This is a genomic window from Spirulina subsalsa FACHB-351 (assembly GCF_026130165.1).
GTDB lineage: Bacteria > Cyanobacteriota > Cyanobacteriia > Cyanobacteriales > Spirulinaceae > Spirulina_A > Spirulina_A subsalsa_A.
In genome coordinates this window covers 1-18,278 of the sequence record NZ_JAIHOM010000036.1, presented here as the reverse complement: position 1 = coordinate 18,278, position 18,278 = coordinate 1, and the positions used below count along the sequence as shown (strand labels likewise).

At 45.3% G+C, this 18,278-nt stretch carries 18 protein-coding genes and 1 riboswitch; of the genes, 14 read left to right on the top strand and 4 right to left on the bottom strand.

Annotated features, from left to right (window positions below; translation table 11 throughout):
- Positions 1-377: 377 nt before the first annotated feature.
- Together grxD and K4A83_RS09105 are read right to left on the bottom strand one after the other, a co-directional pair.
- Positions 378-701, bottom strand: a complete 324-nt coding sequence (gene grxD / locus K4A83_RS09110; RefSeq protein ID WP_265264181.1) for a Grx4 family monothiol glutaredoxin — start codon at positions 699-701, stop codon at positions 378-380.
- A 152-nt stretch (positions 702-853) separates the two neighbouring features.
- On the bottom strand, positions 854-1,105 hold the full coding sequence (locus tag K4A83_RS09105; RefSeq protein ID WP_265264180.1) for a BolA family protein: 252 nt from the start codon (positions 1,103-1,105) through the stop codon (positions 854-856).
- A 206-nt stretch (positions 1,106-1,311) separates the two neighbouring features.
- Between K4A83_RS09105 and K4A83_RS09100 the strand changes: the two genes are divergently transcribed.
- Together K4A83_RS09100 and K4A83_RS09095 are read left to right on the top strand one after the other, a co-directional pair.
- Positions 1,312-2,187 (top strand): M48 family metallopeptidase, encoded by an 876-nt coding sequence (locus K4A83_RS09100; RefSeq protein ID WP_265264179.1) that lies wholly within the window; start codon positions 1,312-1,314, stop codon positions 2,185-2,187.
- 167 nt (positions 2,188-2,354) lie between these two features.
- Positions 2,355-2,576, top strand: a riboswitch (cyclic di-AMP (ydaO/yuaA leader).
- Between the two features lie 442 nt (positions 2,577-3,018).
- The gene (locus K4A83_RS09095) at positions 3,019-4,356 is read left to right on the top strand and encodes an SLC13 family permease (RefSeq protein ID WP_265264178.1); all 1,338 of its coding nucleotides are present in this window, start codon (positions 3,019-3,021) and stop codon (positions 4,354-4,356) included.
- Positions 4,357-4,429: 73 nt separating this feature from the next.
- Here K4A83_RS09095 and K4A83_RS09090 read toward each other — a convergent pair whose 3' ends face one another.
- Positions 4,430-4,624, bottom strand: a complete 195-nt coding sequence (locus tag K4A83_RS09090; protein WP_265264177.1) for a hypothetical protein — start codon at positions 4,622-4,624, stop codon at positions 4,430-4,432.
- A gap of 98 nt (positions 4,625-4,722) precedes the next feature.
- Complete coding sequence (msrB, locus tag K4A83_RS09085) at positions 4,723-5,118, bottom strand: peptide-methionine (R)-S-oxide reductase MsrB (protein ID WP_265264176.1); 396 nt, start codon at positions 5,116-5,118, stop codon at positions 4,723-4,725.
- An 806-nt stretch (positions 5,119-5,924) separates the two neighbouring features.
- On the opposite strand from msrB, the gene K4A83_RS09080 reads away from it, so the two are divergent.
- From K4A83_RS09080 to K4A83_RS09025, 12 genes are all read left to right on the top strand, one after another.
- Positions 5,925-6,263 (top strand): P-II family nitrogen regulator, encoded by a 339-nt coding sequence (locus tag K4A83_RS09080; RefSeq protein WP_017305062.1) that lies wholly within the window; start codon positions 5,925-5,927, stop codon positions 6,261-6,263.
- 241 nt (positions 6,264-6,504) lie between these two features.
- Positions 6,505-8,322, top strand: coding sequence for a malto-oligosyltrehalose trehalohydrolase (gene treZ / locus K4A83_RS09075; RefSeq protein ID WP_407809974.1), 1,818 nt, complete (start codon positions 6,505-6,507; stop codon positions 8,320-8,322).
- Between the two features lie 93 nt (positions 8,323-8,415).
- The gene (treY, locus tag K4A83_RS09070; RefSeq protein WP_407809973.1) at positions 8,416-11,298 is read left to right on the top strand and encodes a malto-oligosyltrehalose synthase; all 2,883 of its coding nucleotides are present in this window, start codon (positions 8,416-8,418) and stop codon (positions 11,296-11,298) included.
- Between the two features lie 259 nt (positions 11,299-11,557).
- Entirely contained in the window at positions 11,558-12,064 is a 507-nt protein-coding gene (locus tag K4A83_RS09065; RefSeq protein ID WP_265264173.1) for a photosystem I reaction center protein subunit XI, read from the top strand.
- A gap of 157 nt (positions 12,065-12,221) precedes the next feature.
- Positions 12,222-12,338 carry a photosystem I reaction center subunit VIII gene (locus K4A83_RS09060; RefSeq protein WP_071525295.1) on the top strand — a complete coding sequence of 39 codons (117 nt, stop codon included), beginning with the start codon at positions 12,222-12,224 and terminating at the stop codon, positions 12,336-12,338.
- Between the two features lie 465 nt (positions 12,339-12,803).
- Positions 12,804-13,340: a phycobiliprotein lyase gene (locus tag K4A83_RS09055; protein WP_265264171.1), complete on the top strand. Its 537-nt coding sequence runs from the start codon at positions 12,804-12,806 to the stop codon at positions 13,338-13,340.
- 563 nt (positions 13,341-13,903) lie between these two features.
- A complete protein-coding gene (locus K4A83_RS09050; protein ID WP_017305689.1) occupies positions 13,904-14,422 on the top strand; it encodes a phycocyanin subunit beta in 519 nt (172 codons plus the stop codon).
- 118 nt (positions 14,423-14,540) lie between these two features.
- Entirely contained in the window at positions 14,541-15,029 is a 489-nt protein-coding gene (gene cpcA, locus K4A83_RS09045) for a phycocyanin subunit alpha (RefSeq protein ID WP_017305690.1), read from the top strand.
- A gap of 128 nt (positions 15,030-15,157) precedes the next feature.
- Positions 15,158-16,012, top strand: a complete 855-nt coding sequence (locus tag K4A83_RS09040) for a phycobilisome linker polypeptide (protein WP_265264170.1) — start codon at positions 15,158-15,160, stop codon at positions 16,010-16,012.
- A 205-nt stretch (positions 16,013-16,217) separates the two neighbouring features.
- A complete protein-coding gene (locus tag K4A83_RS09035) occupies positions 16,218-16,487 on the top strand; it encodes a phycobilisome linker polypeptide (RefSeq protein ID WP_265264169.1) in 270 nt (89 codons plus the stop codon).
- Positions 16,488-16,526: 39 nt separating this feature from the next.
- On the top strand, positions 16,527-17,342 hold the full coding sequence (locus K4A83_RS09030; protein ID WP_265264168.1) for a HEAT repeat domain-containing protein: 816 nt from the start codon (positions 16,527-16,529) through the stop codon (positions 17,340-17,342).
- 61 nt (positions 17,343-17,403) lie between these two features.
- Positions 17,404-18,033 carry a HEAT repeat domain-containing protein gene (locus K4A83_RS09025; protein WP_265264167.1) on the top strand — a complete coding sequence of 210 codons (630 nt, stop codon included), beginning with the start codon at positions 17,404-17,406 and terminating at the stop codon, positions 18,031-18,033.
- The last annotated feature ends 245 nt before the right edge of the window (positions 18,034-18,278 follow it).

Here is an 18,278-nt window from a genome sequence, read left to right as displayed (position 1 = left end):
CCTAATTTCGAGTTAGCTATGGTTCAACCCCAAACTGAACCGGATTATTATTAGCGATCGCCAACTTCCATCACCCAACCCCTTAACTCTAAGCTTGAGAGCAAAACTCAATCCAAGGTAGAGCCGACGGAATCCCCTAATCATCAGGGTTAATGTCTTTAGTTCATTGCCCCGAGTTTAAGAGCTTCCCCAGTCCTTTCAGATTGGCAAGTTCTCTCACGACAACTCAGCATTGTAGCACAAGTTGGGCAAAATGCCCGAAAAATTCTCTAATTTTTTTAGCTTTAGCCAAGACATCTCTAGGGTCATTGGCCGGCAAAAACAAGGGGACTGGATGAATTCCAGTCCCCTCTCTTTGCTAACCTGAGTCCACCCCACTAGGAAGCTAGGGCAACCTCTACCATTTCTTGGAGTTCGCCATTTTGATAGAGTTCAATCATAATGTCTGACCCCCCGACAAACTCCCCATTGATATAGACTTGAGGAATGGTCGGCCAGTCGGAATACTCCTTAATCCCTTGGCGAATATCGTAATCCGACAAGACATCAACGGTTTCAAAGGGAACCCCTAAAGTGCCTAAAATCTGCACCACATTATTAGAGAAACCACATTGGGGCATGAGTTTAGACCCCTTCATAAAGACAACGATTTTATCTTTTTTGATAATGCTTTCAATGCGTTCTTTCACTTCTGGTGTCATGGTTTTCCTCTAAAATTTTCTTTGACAAATAGACCATTTTATGGTAGGAGAAAATCTGGATTTTTGGCAATTTCTCCCGAGTATCGATTAGACTAGACTCAACAAGGCGGTATTCATCCGAGTCTAACGGAGTGAGGCAGACCCCTTGCCATTTAACTAATAGCCTTCCAAGCTTGAGGGGTATAAGTTTTGAGGGCGAGGGCGTGAATAGCTTCCGAGGCCATAGCGTCTTTGAGTGCGCCATAGACCATCTGGTGCTGTTTTACCCGAGTTTGCCCCTCAAAGGCAGCCGAAACAACGGTTGCTTGTAGATGATCTCCACCTCCGGTCAAATCTTCAACCTTGACGTGAGCATCGGGCAACTGTTGTTTAATCATGGTTTCCACTTGCTCTAGGCTAACCATCCCAACTCCCAAAAAATAACAAAACTAGCTTTTATTGTATCGGGTTTGGTAGTCTCCCTAACTTTGATTCTATCTAGAGGTAGAGAGGAATTGAGGTTGAAGGAGGGGAGAGGGTCACAGAAAATGGCAACAAATCCGTTCAGGATTCCGTCTGTATTCAGTAGTAAATTGATCTGAACTGTTTTATTGTTTCGTAACCTCCCATCATGTTTAAGCAACTCTCCCACTGGCTTTGGCGCTCTAAACCCCGTTGGTTGTATGGTGTCTTAACCCTCGTGACAGCATTCAGCTTATGGGCGATCACACCTCAAGCAGTACAAGCGCGCTCTTGGCTAGAATTGTTAATCCGAGGGGCGCAGGTCTTGCAACTCTCCAATATATCCGATCGTCAAGAGGTGGCCATTGGTCAACAAATCAATGAGCAACTCGGGGTTCAACTGCGCCGTCGCGGGACTCCCCTCATGACGGGGAATCGAACGCTCAACGCCTATGTGAATGAGTTGGGAAACACTTTAGTCCAAGGCAGTGAACGGCCAAATATTCCTTATACTTTCCAAGTGGTGGCAGATCGAGATGTGAATGCTTTTGCCACAATGGGGGGGTTTGTTTATCTCAATGCGGGATTGTTATTGCTGGCGGATAATGAGGCTGAATTAGCCAGTGTTGTGGCCCATGAAATTGGTCATATTACGGCTCGTCATGCTATTCGACAAATGCGATCGCAAGCCATTACTCAAGGCTTACTCTCTGCGGCAGGTTTACAGCAAGATCAAGCGGTACAAATTGGGGTAGAGTTGGCACTGAATCGCCCCAATAGCCGAGAGGACGAACTCGAAGCGGATCGTTTGGGTTTAGATATGTTGCGTCGTGCCAATTATGAACCTACGGCAATGATTTCCTTTATGCAGAAGTTACAGCGACAAGGGGGACAGATTCCCACCTTTTTGAGTACCCACCCGGCAACAGGCGATCGCATTCGTCTATTACAAGAAGCGCTAAGACAAAACCCACCCACAGAAACAGAAGTCCGAGGAGTTGCCACAGCACCCTATCAAGCCACCATTCGTCAACTATTGCGCTAATTCTATTTCTATTCTTAAACCAGTCACCCGGTTTTTAGAGCGGTCATTCCCTCCCAAAAAACCGGGTTTTTCTGCTCCCAAAAACCTTGCCTTTTTGTAATTCAGATGTTATAATCCCCTGCAATAAGCAAGTCAGCCTAGTTCACAACCTTTTCTAGGAAAAAACGTCTAGTAAAACGCTTTGGAAAAAGCACTTGTGAAACGGAGGAACCAAACCCTGGGGCGTAAGCTTAGAAAGACTAATCCGGCTATATTACCAGATTTCTTGCTTTTACCGTTCGTAAGAACCCAGCAAGACGACTTACCATCTAGCCAGATTGAGGATTTAAGCGGGACATCTCTCAGTCCTAGCCCGTCAGCTAACTTCGTAGGCATTGAGAGGAGACTGAAAAGACAGCATTTTGAGTAAAAAACCTGCAAAAGTTTTTTCCATAAAATGACGAACTGATCAGTGAGTTACCTCCTCATTTTCGGCTGGTACTTAAATCAATGGCTTGCCCGTACCTGCCTTAACTCTCAAAACAGTTCAATGCAAATCAATTCAAAGAATAGCCATCCATTTAGGACAATTTAGGACTCCTTTCATAACTCTTGGCTTTCTAGAGCATTTGCCCATCTAGAAGTTCTACCGCTATTTACCCTAGTTTTGCTGACATTATTGTTAAGCAAAATCAGTTTTTATTAGGCTAAACACCATTTTTTCCCACAAAACTAAGTGGGAGTCACGGGACATTTATCCAATGCAGATTAGACACAACTGCTTAGAGTAGTGCCTAGCATGGCATGGGCAAAAATAGCACCACTCTTAAAACTCACACCCCAAAAACACAGATGGACAATCTTCACGCTTTAATCACAACTAGCACCTTTATTATTGTCATTTTGGCAATTGTATCAGAAAAACTACACTTAATGATTGCCGCATTTTTAGGAGCATTAGTGTTAGTTTTTACCCATGTAATGACCTTAACCGAAGCCATCGGCTATATTAGTCATAGTTACTCAACCCTAGCCCTATTTTTCGGCATTATGGTTTTAGTTCGAGCCTTTGAACCGACCCAAATTTTTAGTTATTTAGCCGGAAAAATAGTTCAACTTTCCCGGGGAAGTGGCAAGCTTTTACTATTAGGAATAGTCGCCATTACTACTCCCATTTGTGCTATATTGCCCAATGCTACAACAGTCATGTTGCTCGCCCCACTCATTCCACCTCTTGCCCAAGATATTGGCGTTGATTTTGTTCCCCTACTTATTTTAATGGTGCTAGTGGCGAACAGTGCAGGACTGCTAACACTCATTGGAGATCCTGCAACCTTTATTATTGGGGATGGCATTAACATTAACTTTGTGCAATATCTCCAGCGTTTAAGTTTAGGGGGAGTCTTGGCTGTCTTGACCATTACTTGTTTGCTTCCGGTTTTATTTCCTAAAATTTGGAAGGCTCAATTTAAGGGACATGAAAACCTAAAACTCCCCACCATTAATCATCCTCGGGTTTTAGCCGTTGGTTCGGTGATTGTAGTCTTGGTGTTAACATTATTCGTAGTCGGTGAGTCTTTGCCCATTCCCATGCAGCCCGCCGCCGTGGCGTTATTAGGGGCAGGATTAGCACTATTACTGGCTCACCAGACTAAGATTGACACGGTGAATAATATTATGAAAGATATTGACTGGACAACGTTGATTTTTTTCATGTCCACCTTTGTCTTGATTGGGGGGTTAGAAAAAACCGGAGTCGTGCGACAAATTTCTCTGCTTTTAGCGGTGGTTTTAGGGCAAAATCTTGTTTTAGGTTGTCTTTTATTGATGATCTTAGTGGCGCTGCTGTCTAGTGTTGTGCCGAATATTCCCCTAGTGGTGGCGATGGTTCCGTTGATCAAAGAATATTTATTTAATATTGATTTGATCTCAGCCGATATGCTCGATCCGAACTTTTCAGGTCAACTGCCTCCTGCGGTTTTGCCTCTGTTTTATGCCATGATGTTTGGGGCAACCTTGGGGGGGAATGGGACATTAGTAGGGGCTTCTGCCAATATTGTGGGGGCAGGAGTGGCAGAATTGCATGGGGGCAAAATCTCCTTTCACCGCTTTTTCCGCTACGGAATGCCTGTCATGGCCGTGCAGGTGATGGTGAGTCTGGTGTTTATTGTGGTGGTGTTTTTGCGTTAAGTTGAGAGGGGTTTGTGAAAAACAGGCCCCCTTGTGGTCAGGGAGCCTAGATTGTAATGAATTCTGGAGGGATTTAATGATCTAACTGATTCACTAAATCAAGGCACTTCTTCCATGTTTCCATTTCAAGAATCCAGTTTTCTCGTTCGCGGATGAGTTTGGTTTTATCCCCGACATAACTTTCTAGGATTAACCGCTTGCGTTCGAGTTGATATTCTAGTCTGTTAACCTCTGCCTGAATTTTGCCTTTGAGTTCCGAAACGTGCATGAGACTGTATCCTTTGGGCTTGTTTGTGGTAAAAGTGCTTTAATCTAACCCACAGAATATCACTTTCGAGGATTTTAAGAAATGTTAAATCTGGGCGGTTATTGCGGCTCGAAGGTCAAAGCGGCCGAGTTCATGCAGTAACGTTTTCCAGTGGGAGCCGGGCCGTCATCGAACACATGACCAAGGTGGGCATCACAGGCGGCACAAAGGACTTCTGTCCGTACCATGAATAAACTGCGATCGCTCTCATAGTCTACATGATCCGCCGCAATGGGTGCATAGAAACTCGGCCACCCTGTCCCAGAATCATACTTAGTCTCTGAGCTAAATAGTTCTGTCCCACAACAGACACATTTATAAACTCCGGGCTGCTTATTGTCATAATATTGTCCGGTAAAAGCTCGCTCTGTGCCTTTCTTCCGTGTCACCTTGAACTGTTCAGGGGTGAGTTGCTGCTTCCATTCAGACTCGGTTTTTTGAATTTTCTGCACCATATCTTGTTAATTCGAGGTTATTTTACGAAATGTTAAGGGGTTCTGACCCAAATTCTAACAAGAAGTGGTCGATTGAGGGGAAGAAGCCATGATCAATGATCAATTTTCCCTTGTTGTCTAGGTTTGATTAAGGCTCAAGGATTAATTGACCCACTGACGAGGGACGACCGATAACCGATTGTCCCTTCTCCCACAAGGATTATAGGCTTATAAGCCTTTATGAATAAAGTGTGAAGTTGTACCGAGTTTTACAAAACTTCTCCATTCTCGGTGCTAGAAAGTGTCATGCCTGCCTACAAGCACAAGCCGCACACAACCGACTCTTCTTAGGGGTAGGGTGTAGGGCGGGGGGATTCATCCTCTCAAACAATGATACAATCAAAGTCGGTTTGAATCTCCAAGGTGGGCAGTAGTGAAGCGACCTAAAACCCTTTTTAGAGTTAGCATCCTAGTCTCCGAAAGTAGAGTGCAGTCTGCCAACAGAGGCGGGGTAATCTCTTTAAAAGCTTAGGTGCTTCAATGGGGGACAAACCCAAAAAACCAGAACCTTTAAAAGTGAAAAGCTGTAGGGCGGGACGCGCCCAAACAGGGTAAAAACAAGCCTGTTGAGACTTGGCCTCTGGGGTCTGAATGCCCAAACGAAGAGTTGCGTTTTCAGTGCAAATTCTGCGAGAGGGGATCGGGAAGAACTTCCCTTTTGGATTTTAGGCAAAGTTGATGACACAGGAATCTAACAGATTGAATCTGTTGGAGCGTCTAAACTGTACAGAGACAGACCACAAGATTTTTAAAGAGGAGTTGAACCCTTGAAGAAGGTAGAAGCTATTATCCGACCCTTTAAGCTTGATGAGGTTAAGATTGCTCTCGTCAATGCCGGAATCGTAGGGATGACTGTTTCTGAAGTCCGAGGTTTTGGACGGCAGAAGGGGCAAACCGAGCGCTATCGCGGTTCTGAGTACACGGTTGAGTTTTTACAAAAGCTGAAAGTGGAAATTGTGGTTGAAGATAGCCAGGTGGATATGGTAGTGGAAAAAATCGTTGCTGCCGCTAAGACAGGCGAAATCGGCGACGGTAAAATCTTTGTCACTCCTGTGGAACAAATTATTAGAATCCGCACCGGAGAGAAGGATTTAGAGGCCGTTTAGCGATCGCTCGCCACTTCACAATAACAAGGGGGACAAGGCTAAAACCTGTCCCCCTTTTGCGATTCTGCTGCATGATCACAAGAGTAAACTACCTCGCCCACTGGGGGGATCAGGAATTCCCGGCCATCTTGTTAACAATCAATAGCCCAAGATAGTACAAAAAGCCTAAAAAGTCGCTAAAATAGAAAATCCGACTAAAATCAATAAAGAAAAGCGACCTCTTGCAATGTGGAAAAATACCATGAAACTGGGCAGTCATTATCTTGGTCATGAAACTTGTCAATTTAGGGTGTGGTCGCCAACACGGAAACAAGTCTCGGTGCATCTACTCTCCCCTGAAGATCGATTAGTCCCCCTCACTCAAGGGAAAAATGGCTACTGGGAGGCTACCATCGAAGGGGTATCTCCCGGCACATACTATCAATATCAACTCGATGGGGATTTAGAACGTCCGGATCCCGCGTCCCACAGTCAACCAAAAGGAGTTCATGGCCCGTCTGAAGTCATCGACCATAGCGCCTTTATTTGGCAGGATGAAGCATGGCAAGGCCTTCCCCTGTCCCAATATGTGATTTATGAACTCCATGTGGGAACATTCACCCCAGAAGGCACTTTTGATGCCATTATTGACCGATTACCCGATCTGGTGGATTTAGGCATTAATGCGATTGAAATCATGCCTGTAGCTCAATTTCCCGGCAGTCGAAACTGGGGGTATGATGGCACATTCATCTATGGGGTGCAAAATTCCTATGGGGGAGTCGAGGGTCTGAAAAAATTGGTCAATGCCTGTCATCAAGCGGGAGTAGCGGTTATTTTAGATGTGGTTTATAACCATTTTGGCCCGGAAGGGAATTATTTATGGGCCTATGCACCCTATTTTACCGACCGCTATAAAACCCCTTGGGGAGATGCGGTTAATTTTGATCAAGCAGACTCCAATGAAGTGCGAGAGTTCTTTATCCAAAATACTCTCTATTGGTTAGAAACCTATCATATTGATGCCCTACGTTTAGACGCGGTTCACGCCATTTATGATTTGAGCGCCCAGCCTTTTTTACAACAGCTGGGGGCGGCTGTTGAAAGGTTCAATGAAAGCACTGTTTATCCCCGTTATTTAATCGCAGAAAGTGATCTCAATGATGTGCGAGTCCTCCAGTCACGAGAAGACGGAGGATTTGGTCATGCTAGCCAATGGTGTGATGACTTTCATCATGGGTTACATACTATTTTAACGGGAGAAAACTCCGGTTATTATTGTGATTTTGGCTCGATTGAGCAACTGGCTAAAAGTTTTAAACAAGGGTACATATACACCGGGGAATATTCACCCCACCGTCGCCGGAATCATGGCAATATCCCCAAAAATACGACGGGGGAAAATTTCGTGGTTTGTATTCAAAACCATGACCAAATTGGCAACCGTTTACTAGGGGATCGTTTAAGCCAGTTAGTGAATTTTGAACGGTTAAAATTAGCGGCTGCGACGGTTTTACTATCGCCCTTTGTCCCGATGTTGTTTATGGGGGAAGAATATGGAGAAAAAGCACCGTTTCAGTATTTTGTGAGTCACAGTGATCCCGGATTGATTGAAGGAGTGCGCAAGGGAAGGGCCGAGGAATTTAAGTCTTTTGGCTGGGAAAATGAAGTGCCTGATCCCCAAGGAGAAACGGTTTTTGAACAGTCTAAACTTCACTGGGAGCAAGGTTTTACGGGGGCGGGGAAGGTTTTGCGATCGCTCTATAAAACCCTGATCGAACTCCGAAAACAAAAACCCGCCTTATCCCGTTTAGATTTATCCTCTGTTCAAATTCTCACAGCCTCCCCGCAAAAAGTGCTATCGGTACAGCGCCAATCCGATCAAGGAGCTATATTAGTGATATTCAACTATGAGGAATCTAGCCTAGATTTTAACCCCCAATGCTCCCATTCAACTTGGCAAAAAATCCTAGAGTCTACAGCCACTCAATGGCAAGGTTCGGGGTATAGTTACCCCGAAACCTTACCTGAAACCCTTTCCCTAGCACCCTTAAGCTTCGTTGTTTATGAGCAGCCCTAGGCAAAAGTCAAAATGGCGAATAATTTGCCATCAAATTAACCTATTACTTGACTCTCTCGGTTCATTATTCCTAAAGTTAGATGACTCTCTATGATGCAATTTCCTTTAGCCACCTATCGCCTTCAATTTACGCCTAGCTTTGATTTTAGATCCGCTAAAGCCATTGTTCCCTACCTAGCGGAATTAGGTGTTTCTTACCTCTATGCCTCGCCGATTTTTAAAGCACGTCAAGGCAGCACCCACGGTTATGATGTGGTTGATCCGAACATTATTAACCCCGAATTAGGAGGGATAGAAAAGTTCAATGATTTAATCGAAAAAATCCACGAATACAATCTGAAATGGCTACAGGATATTGTCCCCAATCACATGGCGTTTGATAGTCAAAACACCATGCTGGTTGACTTGCTGGAAAATGGTTCTGATTCCCAGTATCATGGCTTCTTTGATATTAACTGGAATCATCCCTACGAAGGAATTCGTGGGCGATTATTAGCACCCTTTTTAGGTCGTTTTTATGGGGACTGTTTAGAACATGGTGAGCTTAAATTACAGTATGAAGAATCTGGACTCAGTGTTAACTACTATTCCCTAAAGTTTCCCATTCGCATTGAATCTTACACCAAAGTTTTAACCTATGATTTAGGACGATTAAGACAAAAACTAGGTCGAAGAAACCCGGATTTTGTTAAATTTTTGGGAATTCTCTATGGGTTAAAATACATTCCCTCGGGAGAAGAAGGCAGCGAACGTTATGATCAAATCTTCTTCATTAAGAGTATGTTGTGGGAACTGTGGAACGACAACCTAGATATTCGCAAATTCATTGAAGAAAATATCGAAACCTTTAACGGAGTTGTGGGTAAACCGGAAAGCTTTAACTTATTGGAAGATTTGTTAAATGAACAATTCTTTCGTCTTGCCTTTTGGAAAGTCGGAAACGAAGAGTTGAACTATCGGCGCTTCTTTACCGTGAATGATTTAATTTCCTTACGGATTGAAGATCCCAATGTATTTGAGACGACTCACTCCCTCCTGTTACAATTAGTGGAAGAGGAAAAAATTCACGGTTTGCGGATTGATCATATTGACGGACTTTACGATCCTGCCACCTATTTATTCCGTCTGCGAGATCGAGCTAATCATACCTATGTTGTGATTGAGAAGATCCTAGAACCTCAAGAAGAACTTCCCATTAACTGGCCAATTCAAGGAACAACAGGCTATGATTACTTGAATATGGCAAATGGAGTATTTTGCCAAAAAGAAAATGAGGCAAAATTCAATAAAATATACCACAGCTTTACTCGGTCAATTGTAAACTGCGAACAATTGATTGACGAGAAAAAACGCCTAATTGTGGGGAAACACTTGGCGGGAGATATTGATAATCTGGCTCACTTCCTTAAACAAATCTCTAGTCATTATCGCTACGCGAGTGACTTTACCATCTATGGGTTAAAAGGTGCTTTAGTGGAAGTGATGACAGCGTTTCCGGTGTATCGAACGTATATCAATAATGAGGAAGTGAGTACCTCGGATCGGAACTACATTAAACAAGTCATTGCCAAAGCTAAAGAAACTATGCCGATCTTTTTAAATGAGTTGGCATTTATTGAGAAGTTTCTCTTACTAGAGTTTGATGATTACTTAACTCAGGAGGAAAAGGAGCAATGGCTGGATTTTGTCATGCGCTTGCAACAGTTTACCGGACCGTTGATGGCGAAGGGTGTAGAGGATACGGTTTTATATATTTATAACCGTTTGCTATCTTTGAATGAGGTGGGTTCTCATCCTACCCATTTCGGAGTTTCCATTGATGAGTTTCACCAGTTTAATCACCATCAAACGGCATATTGGCCCCATAGTATGAATGCCAGTGCAACTCATGACACGAAACGGGGGGAAGATGTCCGCAGTCGGATTAATGTGCTGTCGGAAATTCCCGATGAATGGGAAGCTAAATTAAAGGAGTGGCGAGAGATTAATGCAGGTCAAAAGGATTGCATTGAGGGGATTGATGTTCCCGATCCGAATGATGAATATTTGTTGTATCAAACTCTCTTAGGAACGTTCCCATTTTATGAGGAAGAATATCCGGTTTTTGTCCAGCGTATTAAGGAATATCTCATCAAGGCGATTCGAGAAGCGAAGGTTTATACGGCATGGTTGAAACCCGATACGGGGTATGAGGAAGGATTTACTACGTTTGCGGAACGGTTGCTGAAGGATTCACCGGATAATGAGTTTTTAAAAGCGTTTCGACCGTTTCAGCAGAAGATCCAACATTATGGGGTGTTTAATTCTCTTTCCCAAACTTTGTTAAAGTTTGCGGTGCCTGGTATTCCTGACATTTATCAGGGAACGGAATTATGGGATTTGAGTTTGGTGGATCCAGATAATCGTCGTCCGGTTGATTTTAAGTTGCGGAACAAGTTTCTGAAGAGTATCAAACGGGGGATTGAGAAAAATCCGTTGGCACTGGTGGAGGAGTTGTTAGCTCATCCTGAAGATGGACGGATTAAGCTGTTCCTGATCTATCAACTGCTGCAAACGCGACAGGAGTATAGTGAGTTGTTCCAACGGGGAGACTATCAAAAGTTAACGGTGATTGGGAGTTGGCAGGATCATGCGGTGGTATTTTCTCGTACTTGGGGGGATTATACGGTTATTGCGATCGCACCTCGTCTGTTTACCAGTCTGATGAAAGAGGATGAACTTCCCCTCGGGGAACAAGTCTGGCAAGAAACGCGCATTTCCCTCCCCCCCGGATCTCCCACCCATTGGCAAAACCGAATCACTGGGGAAGAAATTAAGGGGGAAGATGCTCTCTTCCTGCGCGATATTCTGCAACATTTCCCCGTCGCTCTTTTAGTTAGTGTGCTACCTCAAGCTGAAAAGCCCCTCAGTGATGGCGTAAAGGCTCTAGAAGAGGGGTCTAAGAGCAAAAACCGCAAAAAAGACGTTGCGGCTTAATCAATTATCAGTTATCAACGCTCAATTATCAATTATCAATACTCAATAGTCCATTCCCCTACACCCCCCACCCTTCCTTGACCAGAGGACAGGGAGCTTAAACTGTCGGGGGTGGTCGAGGGGAGGAAAAAATGAGAAAAGTAAACTTTTTTTAACACTCTGCTAAGATTGGGGCAACAAATTCCCCTTCACTGCCTAAAATAAGACAACCTCACCTTTGTATGAGCTTGCTTAAAATTACCTAAGAGGAGAAGGCAATATGCCAGATTTGATCAAACCTTATTATGATGACGAGTTCGGTCCTTTTAAAGGGCATTTAGCAACTCCTGTTTCGGCTTCGGGTTTCACAAAAGCGTTTATTGGCAATTTGCCTGCTTACCGCAAAGGGATTTCCCCCATCGTGCGCGGCCTAGAAGTGGGTATGGCTCACGGTTACTTTATGTTGGGACCTTGGGTCGTAGTCGGCCCACTGCGGGACTATCCCGACGCGGCGAACTTAGGCGGTTTGGTTTCTGCGATCGCCTTGATTCTCGTTGCGACGGCTGGAATGTCTGCCTATGGTTTAGTGTCTTTCCCCCAAGACAACAGCAAAGCCGCCTATATTGAAAACACTGTCGGCGCTCCCGAAGAACTCAAAACCGGACAAGGTTGGAGTCAGTTCACGGCTGGCTTCTTTGTCGGTGCAATGGGTGGCGCATTTGTGGCCTACTTCTTGTTGGAAAACTTTATCAGTGTAGATGCCATCCTCAGAGGTTTAGTGAACTAGATCCAAGGGATCTTAGGGATCTTGGGGCGATCGCGATCGCTCCCCCTCTCTCAACCTTGGTCAAGGGAAGTGAGACTGTAACCCACGTTTCACCCCAAAATAGGCTTGATGCCTACCCTTTCGATGTTAAAACTTTGAAAATAAGGAAATACTGAACATGACAGGCGCATACGCAGCTTCTTACCTGCCTTGGATTTTGATTCCCCTCGTCTGCTGGCTCATGCCTGCTGTTGTGATGGGTTTACTCTTCATCCACATTGAAAGTGATGCCTAAACGGCAGCTAATTCTGCCCAAGGGATAGATCAATAAGATATCTAAAATTAGAAGATATCTAAAATTAGAAGATATCTAAAATTAGAAGATATCTAAAATTAGATGTCTATAGATATTCCCCACGTTTCCCTTAGAGGGTGGCGTGGGGTTTTCTGTGATGTTCCGCAGCAAGCCCTTCCCTCAGACCCCCAAAAAACAGACCCCCAAAAACAAACGCCCTGCCACGAGGCAGAGCATTACCTTAAATTATCAATTATCAATTGACTTGATTATAGCTCATCGCCCGAAATTTGGATACTGTTTGACCCAAAATTTTCCCTAAATAACGAATTGTGGATAAAATGAGCATTTTTACTTATCAGTTTTGATTTTTTGTTAAGATTATTAAAAATTGTAAAAAATGCTGCTGTTTGCTTTACGAAGGTACAGCATCATGCAGCAACAAGCGAATCTAGGTAAGCCTCTATGCAAAACGTGACACAAGCGATTCAACTGTCCCCAGAAATGCTAGCTCAGGAATTCTTTCGGGATTCCGCAGGAGACTGGCACTCTCAACGGCGTTATTACACCCTGAGTAACGGGGAAGCGCAAGAAGTGGTCAGTTTAATCCATGTTCGCTATATCGAACCGGGAGCCCCTGAATTGATTCAGTTGGCCAAAATGCACCATTTGGACAATTTAGAGGTTTTTATTTGCGGTTCGGAGGTCACTTGGGAAAGTAGCTACACCGGAACCGAGCGCAAACCCTCTAAAGGGTCTACCCTCTTTGGTGTCTTAGGGAGTGAACTTTATCGCGATCGCGGTTTTGCCACCCCCAAACCCATCAAAGCGCAATATTACTTTTCCCAACCTAAAACCATGTGCTTACGCTCTGAGTATAAAGGCTCAGTGTTTGAAGAAGAATTGAAACTCATTGGCGAACTCTATCGCACTCGCCAGACCATCATCTCCCGTGCCGGACAAGAACAGATGATTGGTCAATACCTCGAAAAACGGATTTAACCCCTATTTTGGGATATTTCTCAGCAAAAGTGGGCAAAGTTCCCCTACAACCTCAACTTAGCCCCCACTTGCTCTCTTAGCTTTGGTCTAGTCAACGATTCTCCTGTATCCCCCCAGATTATTTCTTAGGGGGGATTTTTTTTGTGACCCAAACTTCCTATTGTAGGCACGGCTAACGTAAAAAAACGTTAAGAAAATTAAAAATATTCCTCAAAAATTACTTAATAATTTGTAACTTTAAAATGACCCGGAAGCAGTGTATAAAGATAACCGGAAGGTTTAAACAACAGGTCAAGCTCAAGTTGAGTAAGCCGTCGTGAAGTCAGACCCAATTCTCATAAAACAAGAATACCCCTCTCAGAAAATTCATTTGGTAAGTATAAATACACAATGAATCTGAGAAAGGAAAATAAAGCTTCACAAACGGTTATAAACTCACTAAGCAAAGTCCAAGTTTTAAGAAAAGGGTTTTAATCCCGTCTGATGCCTTTCCAATCTGAAGTAGCTAGAGCAACAATCTAGCCAACCATCAAAACGAACCATAACAACAGGAGATTGACTCAATGTTTGACGCATTTACAAGGGTTGTTTCTCAAGCAGACTCTCGCGGCGAATTCCTGAGCGGCGAACAATTAGACGCTTTATCCGCCATGGTTGCTGACGGCAACAAACGCTTAGACGTGGTAAACCGCATCACCAGCAACTCTGCTGCTATCGTGACTGACGCTGCTCGCGCTCTGTTCGCTGAACAGCCTCAACTGGTGCAACCCGGTGGAAATGCCTACACCAACCGTCGTATGGCTGCTTGTTTGCGTGATATGGAAATCATCCTGCGCTATGTTAGCTACGCTACCTTAGCTGGCGATGCTAGTGTTCTCGAAGATCGTTGCTTAAACGGTCTGCGTGAAACCTACCAAGCTCTGGGCGTTCCTGGTGCTTCTGTGGCTGCTGGCGTTGCCAAAATGAAAGATGCGGCGGTTAAAATCGCTAACGACCCCAACGGGATCACCCAAGGGGATTGCAGCCAATTAATGTCTGAAGTTGCTAGCTACTTCGATCGCGCTGCTGCTGCTGTTGCCTAGAAATAGCCTTGTCTATCCGGTCTAGAGCAATTAGACCTGCTCAATTAGACCTTCGGCACAATTTTTTAATCACAAACAATCCGGAAACAGAGTTTAAGTTTAGGAGAATCCGAGAACAATGAAGACCCCTATCACCGAAGCTATTTCTTCTGCTGATTCCCAAGGACGCTTTCTGAGCAACAGCGAACTGCAATCTGTGCGTGGCCGCTTCGAGCGTGCTACTGCCAGCATGGAAGCTGCTCGCGCATTAACTCAGAATTCTAGCTCCTTAGTAAGCGGTGCTGCCAACGCAGTGTACCAAAAATTCCCTTACACCACCCAAATGCAAGGGCCTAACTACGCTTACGACCAACGCGGTAAAGACAAATGCGCTCGTGACATCGGTCACTACCTACGCATGGTGACTTACTGCCTGATTTCTGGTGGTACAGGTCCCATGGATGAGTACTTAATTGCTGGTTTAGATGAAATCAACAGCACCTTTGAACTCTCTCCTAGCTGGTATGTTGAAGCTCTGAAATACATCAAAGCTAACCACGGTTTGAGCGGTCAAGCGGCTAACGAAGCAAACACCTACATTGACTACGCTATCAACGCTCTGAGCTAGTCATCGCGGTTCCGTTGCCCGGAAAAATGAGCGAGTGTTGGCAAACTTGCTAGCAGTTGTCGATTTTTCCGGGCATTGTCTTTTCAAGCTCAAATCGAAAACCTCTGCTAATTGGGAGAAAAGTGCTTATGGCCACTTTAGTCGCAGCCAATTTAAAAGAAGCGGGCAGACTTGGCTTAGATTCCTTTGATGGGAGCAAAGTCGAGTTGCGTCCTGACTGGACAGAAGATGAAGTGCAAAATGTGATTCGTGCCGCTTACCGTCAGGTGTTTGGCAATGATTACATTATGTCTTCCCAGCGTCTGACCTCCGCAGAATCTTTACTGCGTCAAGGGAATATCAGCGTGCGGGATTTTGTCCGGGCTTTGGCGAAATCGGATTTATACAAAGAAAAGTTTTTCCTCTCGAATAATAATCAACGTTTTGTGGAAGTGAACTTTAAGCACTTCTTGGGTCGTGCGCCTTACGATCAAGACGAGCTAGCTTACCACACCAACCTCTGTGAAGATCAAGGTTTTGATGCGGAGATTGATTCCTACTTCGAGAGTGAAGAGTATGCCCAGAAGTTTGGTGACAATATTGTGCCTTACTTCACGGGTTTTGGCGTAGATGCAGGTTCGAGAACCGTTGGTTTTACCCGGATGTTTAACCTCTATCGGGGTTATGCAACCAGCGATCGCACCCAAGCGGGTGGGGTTGTTGCCCGTTTAAACCGTCAACTGGCTACCAACGTTGCTTCTTCGATCACCGTTCCTACTGGAAGCGGTGAAGCCTATCAAGTGCCTCAAAGTTCCTTTGGTGGCATTGGCAATGAAGAAGGTCGGATCTATCGGATTGAAGTGACTGGTTTAATCAGCCGTCAAATTCGCCCGGTGATTCCTCGTAGCAAAACAGCCTACCTCGTCCCCTATGAGCAGCTTTCTCAACGGATGCAGCAAATTCTGCGTTCTGGGGGCAAAATCATCAGCGTGCGCCCGGCGTAAATAGACCAGTGACCATAGGACAGGTGATGAGCTAAGAGGTCAAGTCAAGATGGGCAGTTTTGAGTTTGAATCCTCCCAACTCTCCCCCGTCCTAAAGCGCACTGTTCGTTATTCAACGATGATGGTAGGCTTTTATAGCTTACCATCATCGTTGCTATAAATATTCTCTTTGAGTTCTTTATTTAGGTTAGGAGCAAATTCCACGATGTACGGTCAAACTACAGTAGCTAATGTTGGTGAAAACGCTCGGATGTTTCGGATTGAAGTGGAAGGAATGCGCCAAAATGGGGAAACGAATAAGCGCAAGTTTCCCGTCCGTCGCAGTGGTAGCACCTTTATCACCGTGTCTTATGATCGGATGAGCGACGAGTACAAGCGGATTACCCGTTTAGGGGGTCGGATTGTTAATATTCAACCCCTAGATGGCAGCGAAAGCAGCGAAGCACCTGCGGCGGCTGAGTCTGAGGAAGATTAGGAATAGATGGGAACGATCGGCAAAAGCTAGGGAGTTAGCATGGAGCAAGGGGTAGAAGGGTTAACGGTTGAACAGGCGATCGCTAATTTGCAACAAACCGAGGATTTAGGGCTGCGTTATTATGCCGCTTGGTGGCTCGGTAAGTTTCGCGTTGCCCAACCGGAAGCCATTGATACCTTGTTGATCGCCCTAGAGGATGAAGCCGATCGTTCCCCTGATGGGGGCTATCCCCTGCGCCGTAATGCCGCCCGCGCTCTGGGTAAGTTAAATGAACCAAGGGTTGTTCCGGCGTTGATTCACTGCTTAGACTGCCCGGATTATTATGTGCGGGAAGCCGCGGCCCAAGCTTTAGAACAGTTGGGGGATAAAAGTTGTGTGTCAGCATTGGTCAACCTCTTAGCGGGGGGAGTGGAAGCGGCTGTTCCGGTGCCGGGGAAACCCCATTTAGTGCAGCCTTACGAGGCCATTTTAGAGGCGTTAGGGACTTTAGGGGCAAGGGAAACGGTGCCGTTGATGCAGCCTTTTTTAACCCATCCGGTGGTCAAAGTGCAGTTAGCGGCCGCCCGGGCTTTATACCAGTTAACCCAAGAGCCACAATATGGGGAACGACTGGTGCAAGGGCTACAGGCGGATAAGTTACCCTTGCGGCGTTCAGCCTTGATTGATTTGGGAGCAGTGGGCTATTTGCCGGGGGCTGATGCGATCGCCCAAACCTTAGCCGAAAACAGTTTAAAAGTTATTTCCCTCAAAGGTTTGTTAGAATTTTCTCTGCGGGATCTCCCTTCCTCTGCTGAAACATGGGAATTCTCACCAGAGAGCGTTCACATTATGCAGTTAATGGATGGCTTGCTTTAGTCGATTGAGAATTGAGAATTAATAATTATTAATTAAAGACAAAAACCTGATAATTGATTCAATGACCCAAGTTCAACAACTGATTACCGCGATTGAACAGGCCACCTCTCCTAATACTTTGGTTCAAGCGGTTTGGAATTTGGCCAACGCGCAGGATCTCGCCGCCATTCCTACCTTAATTGAAGTCTTGGGCTACAATAACCCCGGTGCAGCAGTGGCGGCCGTGGAAGGACTGGTTAAGCTGGGGGAACGGGCCGTTCCTATTCTCTTGGAAAATATTGATGGTTATGATTATGGGGCGAGGGCTTGGGCGAATCGCGCTCTAGCCCGGATTGGGGATCCTCGGGCGCTGGAGATGCTCCTAGAGGCCGCCAGTCAGGATTTCGCCTTGAGTGTTCGCCGGGCGGCCGCGAAGGGCTTGGGGGGGATACAGTGGGAGAAACTGCCCCCCGAGGAGCAACAAACTGCCCAAGAACGCACCCTAACCACCTTAGCGCAGATATTAGCCAAGGATGAGGAATGGGTAGTGAGGTATGCGGCCGTTGTGGGATTAGAGGGCTTAGGCCAACAACAGGGTCAATTTCGGGAGCGGATTCTGGAGATTTTGCGATCGCATTTGTCCCAAGAGTCGGAACTGGCCGTGCGCGCTCGGATTCAGTGGGCGCAACAGAAGCAGCCGACGCTGAATTAGCCATTCCCGATGCTCTTGACTTCTAACTTTGGGTCTTAACTTGTCAAGATTGCCCAATTCTATTGGGCAAATAGGACTGATGTATTGCTTGAGAAGCAATTACCAAATACAATGGAATCTTGACACTCCACTGCCTAAAGGCGAGTGGATTCTTTCCTCATAGACTCTTGTCTAGCCAATCAGAAATTGACCCCGACAGAACGTCTCCGAAAGCATTTTGAATCACGGGCTGTCCGACCGCGATT